This window comes from Nocardia sp. FDAARGOS_372, from assembly GCF_002554515.1.
In the GTDB taxonomy this organism is placed as follows: Bacteria; Actinomycetota; Actinomycetes; order Mycobacteriales; family Mycobacteriaceae; genus Nocardia; species Nocardia farcinica.
The window spans coordinates 1868647-1885689 of sequence record NZ_PDDW01000001.1; the positions used below are offsets into that span (position 1 = coordinate 1868647).

Sequence of the window (17043 nt, forward strand, 5' to 3'; positions counted from 1 at the left end):
CCACTGCTCCCATTCCCTACCTTTGCACTGTAATCCACATCACAACGCCTTTCCCGAATGGTGAGGAACCAGTGCGAAACGTCATCGACATTCCCGCCGAGCGCGCGCGGACCAATCCCTACGGACCGTGTGTGAGCGACGAACGCGAAGAACTCGACAACGCGGAATTCGCGCGTCGCGTCGACACCGCCGCCGCCGTGCTGCATTCGCGGGGAATCCGGAAAGGCGACGTGGTCGCCGTCGTGCTGCCCAATCGCGTCGAATTGGTCGTGCTGTTGTTCGCGGCGTGGCGGCTCGGCGCCGCGGTGACCCCGGTGCGGCCCGACGCGACCGAGGACGAACTGCGCTACCAGATCCTCGATGCCGGCGCCCGCGTGGTCGTCGCCGAGGACGGGCGCGACCCCGGCTTCCTCGACGTGGCGCGGGTGGCCGGACCGGACGCCGACGCCGACGTCCCGGCGCCCTCGGCGGCCGCCGACCCGCACGCCACCGCCCTGATCATCTACACCAGTGGCACGACCGGCGGGCCCAAGGGCGTCGTGCTCGACCACGCCAACATCGCGGCCATGTGCGCGATGATCGTGGACGCGCTCGGCCTGGACGAGACCGACCACAGCCTGCTGGTGCTGCCGCTGTTCCACGTCAACGGCATCGTGGTGAGCATCCTGTCGCCGCTGCTCACCGGCGGGCGCGCGACCATAGCGGGCCGCTTCTCCGCCTCGGCGTTCTTCCCGCTGGTCGAACGGGTGCGGCCGACCTATTTCTCGGCGGTACCCGCCATCTACGCCATGCTGGTCGCCCAGCCGGCCGAGGTGCGGCCCGACACCTCCTCGCTGCGGCGCGCGATCTGCGGCGCCGCGCCCATGCCCGCCGAACTCATCGCCCGGTTCGAGACCCGCTTCGGCGTGCCGATCGTCGAGGGATACGGGCTGTCCGAGGGCACCTGCGCCTCGACCATCAACCCGCCCGCCGGTCCGCGCAAGCCCGGCACCGTCGGCGTGCCGCTGCCGGGGCAGACGGTGGCGATCATGGGTGCCGACGGCGCGCTGCTCGCGCCCGGCGCACGCGGCGAGGTGGTGATCCGCGGCGCCAACGTGATGCGCGGCTACCTCGGCAAACCGGAAGCCACCGCCGCGACGGTGGTCGACGGCTGGCTGCACACCGGCGACGTCGGCTACTTCGACCCCGACGGCTACCTCGTGCTGGTGGACCGGATCAAGGACATGATCATCCGCGGCGGGGAGAACATCTACCCCAAGGAGATCGAGAACGTCCTGCACAGCCATTCGGCGGTGCTGGAGTCGGCGGTCGTCGGCGCACCGGACCCGGTGCTGGGCGAGGTACCCGTCGCCCACGTGGTGACCATGCCCGGGACCGCGGTGAGCGAGGCCGAGCTGGTCGCGCACTGCCGCCGCAGCCTGGCCCGCGACAAGGTCCCGGTCGCGGTACGCATCACCGACGCGCTGCCGCGCAACGCGGTCGGAAAAATCGACAAGAAGGCGCTGCGCGCGATTTCCGCGTCCGTCTGACCAACAATTCCTTTCCATTTCCTCCGCTTACGGGTGCGGCTCCCGCGCGCCCGAATTCACCTCAGAAAGGGGTGCGTCCCGTGGGATTCAAAACAGGCGATTTCCCGCCCGTCGACGTGGACACATTTCTCGACCGGCCGCTCGCGGAGCGCATGAAAACGCTCGCGCTGCACTGGGCGGAATACGGGTTCGGCAGTCCGCGCATGATCCACACCGTCTACATCGTCAAACTGCTGGTGCTCTACGCGCTCGGCGGTGTGGTGGTCGCGACGGTCACCTCCGGCGTGGGCCCGTTCTGGGCGGTGGGCGACTGGTGGAACGAGCCGATCGTCTACCAGAAACTCGTGCTGTGGACGGTGCTGCTCGAGGCCGTCGGGGTCGCCGGGTCCTGGGGTCCGCTGGCCGGCAAGTTCAAGCCGATGACCGGCGGCATCCTGTTCTGGGCCCGGCCGGGCACCATCCGGCTGCGGCCGTGGCGGTGGCTGCCCGGCACCGCCGGAGACACCAGGACGATCGGCGACGTGGTGCTGTATGTGGCGTTCCTGGCCGGCCTGCTGGTCGCGATCCTCGCACCCGGCGCGCCGAGTGCGTCGCTGAGCGCCGCCCTGCCCGACAACACCTCCGGGCTGATCGACCCGCGGCTGCTGATCGCCCCGATCGTGCTGTACGTGCTGTGCGGCCTGCGGGACAAGACGATCTTCCTGGCCGCGCGCGGCGAACAGTACCTGCCCGCGCTGCTGTTCTTCGCGACCCTGCCCTTCGTGGACATGATCATCGCCGCCAAGCTGCTCATCTGCGCGGTGTGGATCGGCGCGGGGGTCTCCAAGTTCGGCAGGCATTTCGCCAACGTGGTACCGCCGATGGTGTCCAACAGCCCGAGCATCCCCTCCAAGTGGGCCAAGCGCCTGAACTACCGCGATTTCCCGCGCGACCTGCGCCCCTCGCGGGTGGCCGCGTTCCTGGCGCACGTGGGCGGCACGACGGTGGAGATCATCACGCCGCTGGTGCTGCTGTTCTCGACGAACCACGCCCTCACCCTCGCCGGGGTGGTGCTGATGGTGGTGTTCCACTTCTTCATCACCTCCACCTTCCCGCTGGCCGTGCCGCTGGAGTGGAACATCCTGTTCGCCTACCTCACGGTGTTCCTGTTCCTGGGTTTCCCCGTCACCGCGGGCTACGGGGTGGGCGACATGTCCTCGCCGTGGTTGACGCTCGGAATCGTCGCGGCGCTGGCGTTCTTCCCGGTGCTGGGCAACCTGCGCCCGGACCTGGTGTCGTTCCTGCCCTCGATGCGGCAGTACGCGGGCAACTGGGCCTCGGCGCTGTGGGCCTTCGCCCCGGGCGCGGAGGCGAAGCTGAACACGCTCCCGCACCGGCCGACCGTCAACCAGCTCGAGCAGTTGCAGGCGATGGGCTACGACCCCGCCGTCGCCGAGATCACCCTCCAGCAGACCATCGCCTGGCGCTCCATGCACAGCCAGGGCCGCGGCCTGTTCTCGGTGCTCTACCGGCACATCCCGGATCTGGACCGCTGGACGGTGCGCGAGGCCGAGTTCGGCTGCAACTCGATCATCGGGTTCAACTTCGGTGACGGCCACCTGCACGACCACACCTTCGTCCAGGCCGTGCAGTCGCGGGTGGGATTCGAGCCGGGCGAGTGGATCATCGTCTGGGTGGAGTCGCAGCCGATCCACCGCGGCGTCCAGCGCTACCAGGTGATCGATGCGGCGCTGGGCGTCATCGAGCGGGGCAGCTGGCGGGTGGCCGACGCGGTCGACGCCCAGCCGTGGCTGCCGGACGGGCCCATCCCGACCGAGGTGAGCTGGCGCAGGGACGACGCCGAACGCGCTGTCCCCCAGCCGGACCGCACGCCCGCCCCGCAGCCCGCGCGCTGACCTGAACACGGAACGGAGAGTCGAGATGAGCACAGCGGTCGTGGTCGGCAGCGGCCCGAACGGCTTGGCGGGAGCGATCGTCCTGGCCCGCGCCGGACTGTCGGTGACCGTGCTGGAGGCGGCGCCGCGCCTCGGCGGCGGCGCCCGCTCCCGGGAGGCTATCGTGCCCGGTCTGCTGCACGACGAGTGCTCGGCCATCCACCCGATGGCCGTCGGCTCTCCGTTCCTGCGCGACCTCGAGCTGGACCGGTACGGGCTGCGCTGGGCCTGGCCCGAGCTCGATTGCGTGCACCCGCTCGACGACGGCAGCGCGGGCGTGCTGCACCGCGACGTCGCCGCCACCGCCGCCGGACTCGGCCCCGACGGCCGCACCTGGCGCGCGCTGTTCGGCGCGACCGCGGCGGGCTTCGAACACACCGTCACCGATGTCATGGGACCGCTGCTGCGCCTCCCCGACCACCCGATCCGTTTGGCGCGCTTCGGAATTCCCGCGCTCGCCCCCGCCGACCTGCTCGCGAAGGTCTTCCGCACCCCGCAGGCACGGGCCCTGTTCGGCGGGGTGGCCGCGCACGCCTTCCACCCGCTGCACCGCCCCCTGAGCGCCAGCATCGGACTCGGCATCCTCACCGCGGGCCACGCCTACGGCTGGGCGGTCGCCGAAGGCGGCTCGCAATCCATCGTCGAGGCGATGGCGAGCCTGCTCGACAAGCTCGGCGGCACCGTCGAGACCGGCACACCGGTGCGCAGCGCCGCCGACCTGCCGCCCGCCGACATCGTGCTCTGGGACCTCGCCCCCACCGCCGTCGCCGACATCATGGGCGAGCGCCTCCCCCACCGGATCGCCACGGCCTACCGGCGCTTCCGCTACGGACCCGGCGCCTTCAAGGTCGACTTCGCGGTGGCCGAGGGCATCCCGTGGACCGCCCCCGCCGCCCGCCGCGCCGGAACCGTGCACCTCGGCGGCGACTACGCCGAGATCGCCGCCGGCGAGCGCGCCGTGCACGCCGGACGCATGCCCGACCGCCCGTTCGTGCTCGTCGGGCAGCAGTACCTCGCCGACCCGCACCGCTCGGTCGGTGACATCCACCCGATCTGGGCCTACGCCCACGTCCCGCACGGCTACACCGGCGACGCCACCGCCGCCGTCATCGCCCAGATCGAACGCTTCGCCCCCGGCTTCCGCGAGCGCATCCTCGGCAGCGAGACCCGCACCACCACCGGCTTCGCCGACTACAACCCCAACTACGTCGGCGGCAACATCATGACCGGCGCCAAGGACATCCGCCAGCTCGTCTTCGGCCCCCGCCCCACCCTGCACCCCTACGACCTCGGCATCCCCGGCCACTACCTGTGCTCGGCCGCCACCCCACCCGGCCCAGGAGCACACGGCATGTGCGGAGCCAACGCCGCCGAACGAGCCCTGCGACGCCTGCGGTGAGGGCACTCGCCTGCCGATTTCCGCTCGGCCTGCGCAGATCAGCTCGCCAGGTCGAGAAGCTCGAGCAGATCGCGCGCGGGTGTCTCCTCGGCGGCAACGACCTCCGCGCATATCCGGTCAGGCGAAGCGGCGAATGAACGCCAACGCCGTCTCGGCCACCGTCGGCCACCCGCTGTCGATGGTGAGCGAATGTCCGCGCCCGGGGATCTCGACGAACTCGGTGATCCCCGGGTTGGCACGCTGTTTGTCGTAGGCGGCTTTCGAGATGGCGTGCGGCACGGTGGTGTCGCGGTCACCGGAGACGATCAACAGCGGGCCGCGGTCGGGATTGTGGGTGTCGACCTTGGTCTCCGACCACGGATTCAGGTTCGCGGCCGCGGCCTGGAACAGCGGGGCGCCGGGCGCGGGCACCGCGAAATTCTCGAACAGTTCCTTCGCTTCGGCCTCGTCGACGGCGTTGGCGAAGGCGAAACGGAACTGCTCATAGGTCAGCGGGACCGCGCGGCGCCGGTTGGCGGGGTTGCCCAGCACCGGCGCGGCGGCGCGCAAGGAACTGATCGGCAGCGGCAGCACCCCGCGGAACGGGGCGGCGTCGATGGCGACGGTGGCCGCCGACAGTCCGCGGCCGGCGACGATCTGGGCGAGCAGGCCGCCGAAGGAGTGGCCGACCACGGCGGGTGTGCGGTCGAGGCGTTCGATCACCGCGGCGAAGTGGTCGGCGACCTGCCCGACCGTCTTGCCGGCGAACACCTCCGGGTGCGCTCGGGCGGCCTCGACGGTGTCGGGGTCGTCCGGCCATCCGGCGGTCACCGGCGCGTACCCGGCCGCGGCGAACAACTCGGCCCAGCGATCCCAGCTGCGGGCCAGCAGCCACAACCCGTGGATGAACACCACCGGGGTGTTGCCGCTGTCGTTCGCGCGCGCGATCTGGTCGAGGGTGTGCTGACTCATGCTGTGCCCCAGGCCGTTCCGGTTCATCGTCGCGCCGCCTCCGCGATCACGTCGGCGACCGCGCCGGGGGCCGAGACCAGGCAGGCGTGCGAGGCCGCGACCTCGCTTATCTCGGCACCCATGCGCGCGGCCATCGCCCGCTGGGACGCGGGCGGGATGACGCGATCCTCGGCGGCCACCACGTACCAGGTGGGCGTGGTCGTCCAGGACGCCGGGCCGGACGGTTCGAGGTTGGCGGTGAGCGCCAGGGTGCGCTGGTGGGTGATCATGTCGGCCACCGTCGCCTCGTCGACGTCCTGCGCGAACACCTCGTGGAAACGGGCGGGGTCGACGTAGGCTTCGAGTCCGCCGTCGCGGGCGGTGACCGCCAGAGCCGGCGGCAGCAGGCGGCTGCCGGGATAGCGGATCGGGTCGAGGGCCAGCTGGGTGGGCTCACCCTGCTGCGGCGCGAACGCCGCGACGTACACGAGCGCGGTCACGTCGGGGTCGGCGACATTGGTCACCACGGCGCCGACGTAGGAGTGGCCCACCAGCACGATCGGCCCGTCGATGCCGTCGAGCACCCGCTCGATCGCGGCGGCGTCGGACGCCGGGCCGCGCAGCGGATTGTCCGGGACGACCACGCGGTACCCGTCGGCGCGCAGGTCGGCGGCCACGCCGTCCCAGCTCGTGGGGTCGGCGAAGGCGCCGTGCACGAGGACCACCGTCGGTGGTTCGGCCGCGGCGGTGGCGGGCAGCAGTGCGGGCGCGGCGAGCACCGCGCACAGGGCGAGGGAGCGGAACAGTGCTGTCTGGGGCATGATCTCGGCCGATCGATCGTGCGGCGCCGGGCCGCGGGGGCGTTCGATATCAGTGTTCGCGACCCCGGCACCGGGGCGCCCCGCCCGTGCGGCCACAAACCCCTACATTTCAGACGCGCGTGGTGTCCCGGTCCGGCGCGGTCGTGCGGGAGCGCTGTTGGTAGTTCTTCGGCGACACACCGAGGCGGGCGACGAACGCGCGCCGCATCGCCTCGCTGCTGCCGTATCCGGCCAGCAGCGCGGCCTCGGTCACGGAGTGCCCGGCGTCGAGTTTGTCCCGCGCGAAGGCGAACCGGACGTGCGCGACGTATTCGGCCGGTGAGCTGTCCAGCTCCTCCCGGAACAGCCGGGTCAGGTGCCGGGTGCTCACCCGCGCGTGCGCGGCCAGCATCTGCACCGGGTACGGGCGGGCGGGGTCGGCGTAGATGAGATCGGTCAGCTCGCGCACCAGCGCACTGCGCGGCACGGGACCGGTCAACGCCGCCGAGAACTGCGATTGGCCCCCGGCACGCTGCATGAACACCAGCAGCGACTGCGCGACCCGCCGGGCCACCGCGGCGCCGTGGTCCTCCTCGACGAGGGCGAGCGCGAGATCGATACCGGCCGCCACGCCCGCCGAGGAATACACCCGCCCGTCGCGTACGAAGATCGCGTCCGGTTCGACGCGGACGCGCGGGTACCGGGCGGCAAGATCGCGGGTGAACTTCCAGTGCGTGGTCGCGCGCCTGCCGTCCAGCACACCGAGTTCGGCCAGCACGAACGCGCCACTGCAGATGGAAGCGAGCCGGCGGGTGCGGGCGGCCAGGTGCGCGGTCGCGGCCAGCACCTCGGGGGTGACGAACCGGGCGGGCGGTTGCTCGCTGCCGGGGATCACCACCGTGTCCAGATCGTGCGCGGCCAGCGCCGAACCGGTCACACCCACCTGGGTTCCGATCGAGGTGTGCACGGGCGCGCCGTCCGGCGACAGCATCACCACGTCGTAGCCCGGCACCGACTGGTTGGCCTCCACGAAAACCTCGGCGGGACCGGCGAAATCGAGCATCTTCACCCCGTCGAACACCAGCACCCCGATCCGGCGGCGCCGGGTGAGTTCGGGTCCGGGCCGCAACACCTGCACCGGGATCATCGCGGCGCCTCCCCGCGGTGGGCCTCCCGCCAGGCGCCCGGCGACATGCCGTACTCCTGGCGGAATCGCCGGTTGAAATGGCTGATGTTGGTGAAGCCGACCCGGTGGGCCAGCTCGCCGATCACCGGGTCGGCGACCGCCCCGGCCAGCACGGCGGCCGCCCGGCGCAGACGGCGGCGGATGATCCACTCCGCCACGCCCACGGCACGGCCCGCCGCCGCCCAGTGCGTGTAGAGCTGGCGCAACGACACCTCGTGCGCGGCCGCGATCCGGCGCGGGGTCAACGCGGGATCATGCAGGTGCGCGTCGATGTAGAGGCTCACGCGCACGACCAGACTCTCGGCCAGCGCGTCCCGGCCGCGACGATCACCCGTGGCGGTGGCGACCAGCGCCCGCACCAACTGGACGGTGGCCTGACCGACGGCGGCCGCGGCGGTCGCGGGCAGATCGGTCGGGGTGTTGCCGAGTTCGGCGAAATGGGCGCGCACCAGCGGGTAGACCGGGCTGGCAGGCAAGCCGGGCGCGGCCGCGCGGAGCACGTCGATCGGCAGGTCGAGCAGAACGGGGTCGAAGATCACGACCTTGTTGTCCGACAGCCGCGACTGCCGGTAGCTGTACGGCCGGGAGGTGTCGAGCAGGGTGATGCGGCCCGGCTCCATCACCCCGCCACCGTCCTCGGCGGTGCTCAGCGCGCCCGACCCGCGCACCGGCATGAAGATCGCGAACTGGTCGGGTGCGCCGCGCGCGACATGGCGGGCGTTGCGCACGATGTGCAAACCGGTGCCGACATTGCGCAACACGTGGATGCCCGGGCCGAGGTCGAGCAGATACATCCGGTGCCGCACGTCCTCGGCGTCGGCGGCATAGCTCACCGCCTGCGGGTTCTCGTTGTCCTCGAACACCGCGTTGAGCGCCGCGACCCGGTCGGCGGGCGCGATGAGATCGCTGTCGTGTACCAACACCGCCGGGCCTCCTCGTCACTCCGTCCTGCCGAAACAGTAGAGCCGGACGCCCCGGGTCCGCGCGTCCACCGCACGGAGAGCACAGCGACGCGACCCGCGCACCGGGTCCCCGGCGCGCGGGTCACCAACACTCACCGCACGGACAGCACAGCGCTCGGGCGGTGCCTGTTCGCCCGACCGGGGCGGCCTCCGTGGTCACACTGCGCTACCACCTCCGGCCGCTGACCCGCTCAGACGGTGCTCAATTCGCCTGAGCGGGGCGGCCTCCATGGTCACACTGCGCTACCACCTCCGGCCGCTGACCCGCTCAGACGGTGCTCAATTCGCCTGAGCGGGGCGGCCTCCATGGTCACGCTGCGCTACCGCCTCCGGCCGCTGACCCGCTCAGGCGGTGCTCAATTCGCCTGAGCGGGGCGGCCTCCATGGTCACGCTGCGCTACCACCTCCGGCCGCTGACCCGCTCAGGCGGTGGCCTGCCGCTTGGGCAGCTTCCAGTCCGGGCGCGGGTAGTGGCAGGTGTAGCCGTTGGGGTAGCGCAGCAGGTAGTCCTGGTGCTCGGGCTCGGCCTCCCAGAACTCGCTCGCCGGGGTCACCTCGGTGACGACCTTGCCCGGCCACAGGCCCGAGGCGTCGACGTCGGCGATGGTGTCCTCGGCGACGCGGCGCTGCTCGTCGTCGAGGTAGAAGATCGCCGAGCGGTAGCTCGTGCCGATGTCGTTACCCTGCCGGTCCTTGGTGGTGGGGTCGTGGATCTGGAAGAAGAACTCCAGCAACGCGCGGTAGTCGGTGCGCTCGGGGTCGTAGACGATCTCGACCGCCTCCGCGTGCCCGGGATGGTTGCGGTAGGTGGGATGGTCGTTGCTGCCGCCGGTGTAGCCGACGCGCGTGGACACCACGCCCGGCTGCCTGCGGATCAGGTCCTGCATACCCCAGAAACACCCACCGGCCAGGATCGCCCTTCGCGTGTCGGTCACATCTCCTCCTCGGGAAACCGTTACTCCAAGCTCCCAGTACAACCCGCCCGGCGGCGAGAAAGTTCCTCACGCCCGGCTGAATCGCGCACCCCAGGCCCGGAGCTGTTCGCGCATGATCTCCGGCTCGACGACGGTGAAATCGGCCTCGAGCGTGCCGAGCCCCATGATCGGCCAGTCCAGCGAATCCGAGGTCATGCGCACCCGGCAGCGTCCCGGCTCGATCTCCTCGACCGTGCTCCACCGCCCGATCCGCTCGCGCACCGCCGCGGCGGGCGCCTCGACCACCGCTTCGATCCGATACGAGCGCGGCGCCTGATCCAGGCCCGCCCGGACGAAGGCGGCGGCATCCTCGGCGGGCAGCTCGCGCGGGCGGAAACGGGCGCCGTCGCCGGCGGGCGCGGTCAGGCGGTCCAGGCGGAAGCTGCGCCAGTCGTGGCGGGTCAGGTCGTAGGCCACCAGATACCAGCGCCGACCCAGGGACACCAGACGGTGTGGTTCGACGTGCCGCTCGGAGCGGCGACCGTCGGCGGCGGTATAGGTGAACCGCAGGCGCTCGGTGTCACGGCAGGCCAGCGCGACGGCGGTGAGCACACCGGGATCGGGACCGCCGCCCGCGGTGCCCCAGGAGGCGGGCACCGTCATCGCCCGCAGCGCGTCCACCCGTTTGCGCAATCGCGGCGGCAGCACCTGCACCACCTTGGCCAGCACCCGCACCGAGGATTCGGCGATGCCGTCGACACTGCCGTGCACGGCCGCCTGCATGCCGACCACCAGCGCGACCGCTTCGTCGTCGTCGATCATCAGCGGTGGCAGGGCCGCGCCCGGGGCGAGCTGGTACCCGCCGTCGACCCCGCGCTGCGCCTGCACGGGATAGCCGAGCTCGCGCAGCCGCTCCACGTCGCGGCGCAACGTGCGCGCCGAAACACCCAGCCGCTCGGCGAGTTCCCCGCCCGGCCAGTACTTGTGCGTCTGGAGCAACGACAGCAGCCGCAGGGTCCGAGTACTCGTGTTCGCCATGTTTTTCATTCTGCGCGACATTGCGGACGAAAAGTGACCGCAAAGGGTCCTAACGTGGTTTGTGCATCGAAGAACAGACACCGACATCCGAAGGGACCCACCATGAACGCCACCACCTCCGCCGCCGCCGACCGCGCGCTCTCCGGCGAGCGCGCCGACCTGCTGGACATGCTGACCAAGCACCGTTTCTTCCTGCGCCACACGCTGCGCGGCCTCACCGACGAGCAGGCCGGGATGCGCAGCACGGTGAGCGAACTGTGCCTGGGCGGCCTGATCAAGCACGTCGCCTCGGTCGAGCGCGGCTGGGTCGATTTCATCCTCGAGGGCGCCTCGGCGATGAAGAACTTCGAGGACATGACCGAGGCGGATTACGCCGCCCGCGCCGACGAGTTCCGGATGCTGCCGGGCGAGACCGTCGCCGGTGTGCTGGCCGACTACGAAGCGGTGGCCGCCCGCACCGACGAGATCGTCGCGACCGTCGACCTCGACAAGGCCTGGCCGCTGCCCAAGGCGCCGTGGTTCGAGGAGAGCAGCTGGTCGACGCGGCGGGTGCTGATGCACATCATCGCCGAGACCGCGCAGCACGCCGGGCACGCCGACATCCTGCGCGAGGCGATCGACGGCCAGAAGTCCATGGGCTGAGCACCCATCCGGCCTACCCTGGTGGCATGGCCGGTAAGGATGTCGACCGCGTCAGGGCCCGCTCGGCCCTGGCCACGGTCAAGGAAAGTCCCGTCATCACCGCGATCGCGCTCGCACCGGTGGTCGTCGTGCTCGGCGTCGTCTGGTGGCTGACCAACGGCTTCGTGGCGTTGCTGCTGTTGGTCCTGCTCGGTGTCGGCGTCGTGGTGGGTGGGAAACTGCTGCGCTGAGGCTCAGTGCCCGGCGAGGTAGCTCTGCACCTGGCGGGCGGTGAGGTCGATCAGGTCGCGCTGGGCGACGTTGACGTCCAGCAGGTGCAGGCCCCAGGAGCGGTCGGGCACGGCCGGGAGCGCGTTCGCGGGCGGCACCGCCGCGCCGGGGTCGGCCTCGAGCAACAGCACGTGCGGTCCGTCGCCGTCCAGGCAGCGGCCGCGATAGCCCTGCACCTCACGTCCGGCGAGGATGCCGCGCAGCGGCTGCCCGGCCCGGCCCACCAACGCCGCCGGGTCGGTGCACAGCACCTCGTAGTCGGGACCGTAGGGGAAGGCACCGCGGGTGCCGGAGGTGTTGGGCACCGTCGGGGCGAACCCATAGCGGATGTCCGGCGGCAGCTCGCCGTAGGCGGAAAACGCCACCACACAACCGATCTGGTCGGCGCGCTCGCAGGCGGGCACGGTCGCGAAATCGCCCCCGGCCGTCTCCCCCTTGCGCACCAGCACATTCCCGCCCAACAGCAACGCCGAGACGAGCTGCCGCTGCACCGGCCTGTCCTCGATCTCCTGCCGGATCAGCGTGCGCAGCATGGCCGTTCCCTGCGAGTGCCCGATCAGCACCACGCCGCGTCCGTTGTTGTGGTCGGCCAGATAGTCGACCCACGCCGCGCGCAGGTCCTCGTAGGCCAGATCCAGCGCGGCCGACCGCTCCGGGCCGGGTGCGTTGCGCAAGCTCAGCAGCGTGCTCTGCCGGTAGACCGGCGCCCACACCGTGCAGGTTTCGGCGAACGGCGCGGCCTGCAGCGCGGCGACGGCCCGCTGCTCGGGTCCGATGCTGCGGTCGGCGTTGGTCGTCTGCTGCAACGACACCGTCGGATAGACGTAGAAGCAGTCGACCGGCGCGTCCTGCCGGTCACCGCACGGCCCCGCCTGCCCCGGACGGCACAACCACGTCGTCGGCTCGGGTTCGGCCCCCGCGGGTGCGGCGGGCGCCAGGATCGCCGCGATCAGCAGCGCGACGGGAAACAGGGTCCGGATCAGCGCGGGCACACGCGGATCGTATCGACCGTCGCAGGCTCCGGGGAAGGTTCGGCCGATCACCGTATTCCATCTCGGACACGGGCAGGTCGCGCCGACGCTGCGGTGGGTCAGCCGTCTACTCGACCGTCCCGAGCAGGAGGCGGATGGTGTCGGCCCAGTGGGCCAGGGTCGCCGTTTCGGCGCGGGAGCTCTCGCGGAGCGGCCGGGCGGCCGACACGCCGCGCAGGATCGTGATGGTGAGGTCGCGGATCGCCGGGTAGCGGGGGTGGGCGGTGATGTCGGGGCCGAACAGGTCGTCGACCACGCGGACGAGGTCACGGCCGGCGGCGCGCTCGGCGGCGCGGAGGACGGCGGCAAGGGCGGGGTCGGTGCGCGCGGCGGACCACAGTTCCTGTTCGGCGCGCGCGGGTGCGCGGGCGAAGGTGCGCGAGAGGGCCGTGAGGGTGCGCTCGATCGGGTCGGCGGGGCCGAGTGCCGCGACTTCCGCGCGGGTGGCCGCCTCGTTCAGGGTCACCAGGTGGGCGACGAGCGCGGCGGTGAGGTCGTGGCTCGTCGGGAAGTGGTGCAGCAGCGCGCCACGGCTGACGCCCGCGGCCTGCTGGACGGCCAGCGTCGACAGGGCCGCGTAGCCGCGGTCGGCGAGCAGGGTCGCGGCCGCGTCCAGGATCCGCTGCCGGGTGGCCCGTTTCTGCTCGGCACGGGTGGTCATGGGCGGCTCTCTCGGGTGTCGGAACGCCGATCACGATTTCACAGTCACCATTGACTGTCAATCGGTGCTCGAGCCACACTCCCCCACGAGGCCCGCACCGTGCGCAACCGGGCGGGCACACTCCCCGTGAGAGGAAACCCCGTGTCCGACAACCCCACCCACGACGGGCAGCGCGCCGCCGCCTGGTACGAGAACTGGACCGAAGTCCCGGACTCCCCGTGGACGCAGCGCCCGGACCCCGCCGACGCCCACGAGTACCGCACGCTCACCTACGAACGCGACGGGCGCGTCGCCCGGATCACCTTCAACCGCCCCGAGCACGGCAACGCGATCACCCCCGACACCCCGCTGGACCTCGCGCACGCCGTCGAGCGGGCCGATCTGGACCCGCGGGTGCACGTCATCCTGCTCGCCGGCCGCGGCAAGGGCTTCTGCGGCGGCTACGACCTCGGCTTGTTCGCCGAACAGGGCGGCGCGCGCGACGACCACACCCACGACACCGCCGGCACCGTCACCGACCCGATGGTGCACGCCGCCAACCACAACCCGTGGGGCACCTGGGATCCGATGCTCGACTACGCCATGATGAGCCGCTTCAACCGCGGCTTCGCCAGCCTGCTGCACGCGAACAAGCCGACGGTGGCCAAACTGCACGGCTTCGCCGTCGCGGGCGGTACCGACATCGCGTTGTACTGCGACCAGATCATCTGCGCCGACGACACCAAGATCGGCTATCCGCCCGCCCGGGTGTGGGGCATCCCGGCGGGCGGCATGTGGGCGCACCGCCTCGGCGATCAGCGCGCCAAGCGCCTGTTGTTCACCGGCGATTGCCTCAGCGGCGCGCAGGCCGCCGAATGGGGGCTCGCGGTGGAGTCCTGCCCGGCGGACGAGCTCGACGAACGCACCGAGGCGCTGGTGCAGCGCATCGCCCGGATGCCGGTGAACCAGCTGATGATGGCCAAACTCGCCCTGAACTCCGCGCTGCTGGCCCAGGGCGTGGCCACCTCGGGCATGATCCGCACGGTCTTCGACGGCATCGCCCGCCACACCCGTGAGGGCTACGCCTTCCAGATGCGTTCGGCCACCGTCGGTTTCCGCGAGGCCGTGCGGGAACGCGACGAGCCCTTCGGTGACCACAAGCGCGCCGGCGTCGACCGCTGACCGAGCCCACCGGGTACTACGCCACAGCCTTACGGAGCAACGCCGCCAGGCGTTCCTCGTCGGCGGCGCTCAGCGCGGTGACCGCGAAGCTGGTCGGCCACAGGGTGCCCTCGTCGAGGGTGGCGATGTCGTTGAAGCCGAAGGTGGCGTAGCGGGCGCCGAACTTGGCGGCGGGCTGGAAGAAGCACAGCACCTTGCCGTCCTTGGCGTAGGCGGGCATGCCGTACCAGAGCTTGGCGGTGAGTTCCGGCGCGTTCTGCTTGACCAGTGCGTGGATGCGCTCGGCCAGGACGCGATCGGCCTCGGACATCTCGGCGATCTTGGCGAGCACCTCGGGCTCGGTGTCCTTCTTGGCGCCCTTGCCGCGGCGGGTGGCCTTCAGCTCCCGGGCGCGGTCCTTCATCGCCTCGCGCTCGGCCTCGGTGAAACCCTCGTAGCTGGTGGTCTTCGCGGCGGTCATGTCGTCGTCCTTCCCGGTCGGTTCGTTCGGTGACTTCACGGTAGGACGCGCACCCGACGGCGGGCTTCTCGAAAACTGATCAGTTCAGCGGTGGGTCCAATCGGGCTGGAGGAAGTCGGCGACCCTGGCGTCGGTGGCGGTGCGTCCGAGCAGGACGACTTCGCGGAACTGCCACAGCAGCGCGCCCGTGGGTGCGTGGATGGTCATGCGCGGACCGAGCCGCATCTGCAGCAGGCCCGGGCGGCCGATGGGCACGTCCGGTGCGCCGGGGACGGTGTGCGGGGCCGCATCCTCGGGGTGCACCCAGTGCGGGACGTCGTCGGCGGCGAGCCGGTCCAGGTCGACGTGATGCACCGAGTGCACCTCGTCGGGGCTGGGGCGCAGGTCGGCCGGGCCGGACAGGGTGGCGACGACCGGGGTGATCGCGAAACCCGACGCGGCGGGGAAATCGTCGAGCAGTCCGAGCACATCCGCCGGGTGGACGCGCACGCCCAGTTCCTCGTGCAGTTCGCGCAGCGCGGCCTGCTGGGCGGTCTCCCCCGGCTCGAGCCTGCCGCCCGGAATCGCCCACTGTCCGGCGTTGCGGCCGCGGTAGGCGCGCTTGATGACGAGCACCGACAGCGACCCGCCCGGCTCGGCCACCACGCACAGCGCGACCGCCGCCCGGCGCATGCCCGGGGCGTCGGGCACCGCGATGCGGGGGAACTCGGCCAGCCGGGCCCGCGCGAGCGCGCGGAACGCGGCCATGTCGTGGGGAACCACCTCTGTACCCATCGTTCGATCTTGCCCCACCCGTCGAGCGGCCCGGCACCGCCGTGTCCCGGCCGGCGGGACGCGCTGTTCCGCAGGACGCGGATTCGTGGTGGTCAGCGGGGTGTGCGGCGCAGGGTGGCCAGGTAGGCGCGGGCGGCCAGGCGCTGCGCCAGCCGGGTGAGCGGGCCGCCCAGGCGGGTGTACCAGGTGGCGGGGCGGGAGAAGGCGACGGTTTCGCCGTACACGGTCCCGGTCGCGGGATCGTAGTCGACGGCGAAGAGCTCCTCGCCCCGCGCCGGATGCCCGGCCAGGGTGCCGTAGGCGAAGCCGCGCCGGTTCTCCTCGTCGAGCACATATACCACGCGGCACGGGGCCCGCAGCCCGAGCGGGCCGAGGCCCAGCCGCACGGTCACCGCCGCACCCGGTTCGGCGACCGGAGTCTCGGCGTGGTCGAGGATGCGCAGGCCGCGTTGGATCCGGAAGGCCAGCACCGCGTCGCCGAGGCGTTCGAAATCGGCGCGGCCGCGGCCGATCTCGCGGCGCAGCCGCAGGTGGTCGTAGCCCGCGGGCAGTGCGCCGCGCGTCGCGCCGACCTCCGGATAGGTGAAGTCTCGATCCGCTGGTGTGTCCGCCACCCCTCCATCCTGCCCGTCGCCACCGTCGCGGTGCCCGGATCTCGCCGCGATCGGATACCCGCTGCCGAGGTCAGCGGCGGCGCGGCGGGGGCGCGCCGAGGTCGGCCAGGTAGTCCGCGATCAGTGTTTCGGCCGTGGCGGCCTCCTCGGGAGCCACGAGCAGGTGCAGCGCGGTGCCGTCGACGAGGGCGTGCAGCCGCCGCGCCTCGACGGCAACCGCGCGAGCGGTGTGCAGCAGGCCGTGCGCGGCGAGGTCCGCGCACAGATCGTGGCAGAGCGCGGCGACGGCGGTGTGGGCGCGCCCGGCCAGCTCGGCGAGGCGGGGATGTGCCGGGGCCTCGGCGACCAAGGCGAGGTCGACGCGCATTTCGATGCGCCGCTGCTCATCCAGCGGCAGCAGTTCCAGCAGCATCGCCAGGGCGCGCCGGCGGGGATCACCGATCGCGGCGTGCGCGGACACCCGCTGCTCGGCGCGGACGAACACCAGTTCCATCGCGTAGGCGAGCAGGTCGGCCTTGGTCGGGAAGGTGTGCCGCAGCGAGCCGAGCACCAGCCCCGCTTCGGCGGCGACCGTGCGCAGCGACACCGCGCTCACACCGGACTGGTCGATCAACCGCCACACCGCCGCCGCGATCTCGGCCCTGCGCTGTTCCTGGTCGATCGTCTTCGGCATGCGCCGATATTAGCGCAACTGTGCTAGATTGAGGTCCCGTTGTAGCACGACTGAGCTAACAAGGT

At 71.7% G+C, this 17043-nt stretch carries 18 protein-coding genes; 6 read left to right on the forward strand and 12 right to left on the reverse strand.

The window, feature by feature from the left end; translation table 11 throughout:
• Window positions 1-71: 71 nt before the first annotated feature.
• The 3 genes from CRM89_RS09220 (at window position 72) to CRM89_RS09230 (ending at window position 4862) form a co-directional block, all read left to right on the forward strand.
• On the forward strand, window positions 72-1529 hold the full coding sequence (locus CRM89_RS09220; protein ID WP_098083748.1) for a class I adenylate-forming enzyme family protein: 1458 nt from the start codon (window positions 72-74) through the stop codon (window positions 1527-1529).
• Between the two features lie 80 nt (window positions 1530-1609).
• Complete coding sequence (locus tag CRM89_RS09225; RefSeq protein WP_098083749.1) at window positions 1610-3424, forward strand: DUF3556 domain-containing protein; 1815 nt, start codon at window positions 1610-1612, stop codon at window positions 3422-3424.
• Window positions 3425-3449: 25 nt separating this feature from the next.
• On the forward strand, window positions 3450-4862 hold the full coding sequence (locus CRM89_RS09230; RefSeq protein WP_098083750.1) for an NAD(P)/FAD-dependent oxidoreductase: 1413 nt from the start codon (window positions 3450-3452) through the stop codon (window positions 4860-4862).
• Between the two features lie 117 nt (window positions 4863-4979).
• Here the strand turns inward: CRM89_RS09230 and CRM89_RS09235 are convergent, their stop codons facing one another.
• The 6 genes from CRM89_RS09235 to CRM89_RS09260 form a co-directional block, all read right to left on the reverse strand.
• Window positions 4980-5813, reverse strand: coding sequence for an alpha/beta hydrolase (locus CRM89_RS09235; RefSeq protein WP_228821710.1), 834 nt, complete (start codon window positions 5811-5813; stop codon window positions 4980-4982).
• Window positions 5814-5836: 23 nt separating this feature from the next.
• Window positions 5837-6613: an alpha/beta fold hydrolase gene (locus tag CRM89_RS09240; protein WP_098083752.1), complete on the reverse strand. Its 777-nt coding sequence runs from the start codon at window positions 6611-6613 to the stop codon at window positions 5837-5839.
• Window positions 6614-6722: 109 nt separating this feature from the next.
• A complete protein-coding gene (locus tag CRM89_RS09245) occupies window positions 6723-7739 on the reverse strand; it encodes a GlxA family transcriptional regulator (protein ID WP_098083753.1) in 1017 nt (338 codons plus the stop codon).
• On the reverse strand, window positions 7736-8701 hold the full coding sequence (locus tag CRM89_RS09250) for a helix-turn-helix domain-containing protein (protein WP_098083754.1): 966 nt from the start codon (window positions 8699-8701) through the stop codon (window positions 7736-7738). Before CRM89_RS09250 ends, CRM89_RS09245 begins: the two co-directional genes overlap by 4 nt.
• Before the next feature lie 461 nt (window positions 8702-9162).
• The gene (msrA, locus tag CRM89_RS09255; RefSeq protein ID WP_060590639.1) at window positions 9163-9675 is read right to left on the reverse strand and encodes a peptide-methionine (S)-S-oxide reductase MsrA; all 513 of its coding nucleotides are present in this window, start codon (window positions 9673-9675) and stop codon (window positions 9163-9165) included.
• Between the two features lie 66 nt (window positions 9676-9741).
• Complete coding sequence (locus CRM89_RS09260) at window positions 9742-10692, reverse strand: YafY family protein (protein WP_086843463.1); 951 nt, start codon at window positions 10690-10692, stop codon at window positions 9742-9744.
• A 102-nt stretch (window positions 10693-10794) separates the two neighbouring features.
• Here CRM89_RS09260 and CRM89_RS09265 point away from each other — a divergent pair, with 102 nt between their 5' ends.
• Together CRM89_RS09265 and CRM89_RS09270 are read left to right on the forward strand one after the other, a co-directional pair.
• Window positions 10795-11334, forward strand: coding sequence for a DinB family protein (locus CRM89_RS09265; RefSeq protein ID WP_011209758.1), 540 nt, complete (start codon window positions 10795-10797; stop codon window positions 11332-11334).
• A 26-nt stretch (window positions 11335-11360) separates the two neighbouring features.
• Window positions 11361-11564, forward strand: coding sequence for a hypothetical protein (locus CRM89_RS09270; protein ID WP_011209759.1), 204 nt, complete (start codon window positions 11361-11363; stop codon window positions 11562-11564).
• A 3-nt stretch (window positions 11565-11567) separates the two neighbouring features.
• On the opposite strand, the gene CRM89_RS09275 is transcribed toward CRM89_RS09270, so the two are convergent.
• Window positions 11568-12596: a DUF3089 domain-containing protein gene (locus tag CRM89_RS09275; protein WP_098083755.1), complete on the reverse strand. Its 1029-nt coding sequence runs from the start codon at window positions 12594-12596 to the stop codon at window positions 11568-11570.
• A 106-nt stretch (window positions 12597-12702) separates the two neighbouring features.
• A complete protein-coding gene (locus CRM89_RS09280; RefSeq protein ID WP_098083756.1) occupies window positions 12703-13296 on the reverse strand; it encodes a TetR/AcrR family transcriptional regulator in 594 nt (197 codons plus the stop codon).
• Between the two features lie 141 nt (window positions 13297-13437).
• Here CRM89_RS09280 and CRM89_RS09285 point away from each other — a divergent pair, with 141 nt between their 5' ends.
• Window positions 13438-14457 (forward strand): crotonase/enoyl-CoA hydratase family protein, encoded by a 1020-nt coding sequence (locus CRM89_RS09285; RefSeq protein ID WP_098083757.1) that lies wholly within the window; start codon window positions 13438-13440, stop codon window positions 14455-14457.
• 16 nt (window positions 14458-14473) lie between these two features.
• Here CRM89_RS09285 and CRM89_RS09290 read toward each other — a convergent pair whose 3' ends face one another.
• The 4 genes from CRM89_RS09290 to CRM89_RS09305 all read right to left on the reverse strand — a co-directional run bounded on the left by CRM89_RS09290 (window position 14474) and on the right by CRM89_RS09305 (window position 16978).
• Window positions 14474-14917: an iron chaperone gene (locus CRM89_RS09290; protein WP_086843573.1), complete on the reverse strand. Its 444-nt coding sequence runs from the start codon at window positions 14915-14917 to the stop codon at window positions 14474-14476.
• An 84-nt stretch (window positions 14918-15001) separates the two neighbouring features.
• A complete protein-coding gene (locus tag CRM89_RS09295) occupies window positions 15002-15691 on the reverse strand; it encodes a CoA pyrophosphatase (RefSeq protein WP_098083758.1) in 690 nt (229 codons plus the stop codon).
• Window positions 15692-15783: 92 nt separating this feature from the next.
• Window positions 15784-16305 carry a DUF1990 family protein gene (locus CRM89_RS09300; RefSeq protein ID WP_011209771.1) on the reverse strand — a complete coding sequence of 174 codons (522 nt, stop codon included), beginning with the start codon at window positions 16303-16305 and terminating at the stop codon, window positions 15784-15786.
• A 70-nt stretch (window positions 16306-16375) separates the two neighbouring features.
• On the reverse strand, window positions 16376-16978 hold the full coding sequence (locus tag CRM89_RS09305) for a TetR/AcrR family transcriptional regulator (protein WP_098083759.1): 603 nt from the start codon (window positions 16976-16978) through the stop codon (window positions 16376-16378).
• Between the last annotated feature and the right edge of the window lie 65 nt (window positions 16979-17043).

Bases quoted from the DNA above. Each gene is read 5' to 3' on its own strand.
- CRM89_RS09230 (WP_098083750.1), top strand. From the start codon at position 3,450: ATGAGCACAGCGGTCGTGGTCGGCAGCGGCCCGAACGGCTTGGCGGGA.
- CRM89_RS09235 (WP_228821710.1), bottom strand. From the start codon at position 5,813: ATGAGTCAGCACACCCTCGACCAGATCGCGCGCGCGAACGACAGCGGC.
- CRM89_RS09240 (WP_098083752.1), bottom strand. From the start codon at position 6,613: ATGCCCCAGACAGCACTGTTCCGCTCCCTCGCCCTGTGCGCGGTGCTC.
- CRM89_RS09245 (WP_098083753.1), bottom strand. From the start codon at position 7,739: ATGATCCCGGTGCAGGTGTTGCGGCCCGGACCCGAACTCACCCGGCGC.
- CRM89_RS09260 (WP_086843463.1), bottom strand. From the start codon at position 10,692: ATGGCGAACACGAGTACTCGGACCCTGCGGCTGCTGTCGTTGCTCCAG.
- CRM89_RS09265 (WP_011209758.1), top strand. From the start codon at position 10,795: ATGAACGCCACCACCTCCGCCGCCGCCGACCGCGCGCTCTCCGGCGAG.
- CRM89_RS09270 (WP_011209759.1), top strand. From the start codon at position 11,361: ATGGCCGGTAAGGATGTCGACCGCGTCAGGGCCCGCTCGGCCCTGGCC.
- CRM89_RS09280 (WP_098083756.1), bottom strand. From the start codon at position 13,296: ATGACCACCCGTGCCGAGCAGAAACGGGCCACCCGGCAGCGGATCCTG.
- CRM89_RS09290 (WP_086843573.1), bottom strand. From the start codon at position 14,917: ATGACCGCCGCGAAGACCACCAGCTACGAGGGTTTCACCGAGGCCGAG.
- CRM89_RS09295 (WP_098083758.1), bottom strand. From the start codon at position 15,691: ATGGGTACAGAGGTGGTTCCCCACGACATGGCCGCGTTCCGCGCGCTC.
- CRM89_RS09305 (WP_098083759.1), bottom strand. From the start codon at position 16,978: ATGCCGAAGACGATCGACCAGGAACAGCGCAGGGCCGAGATCGCGGCG.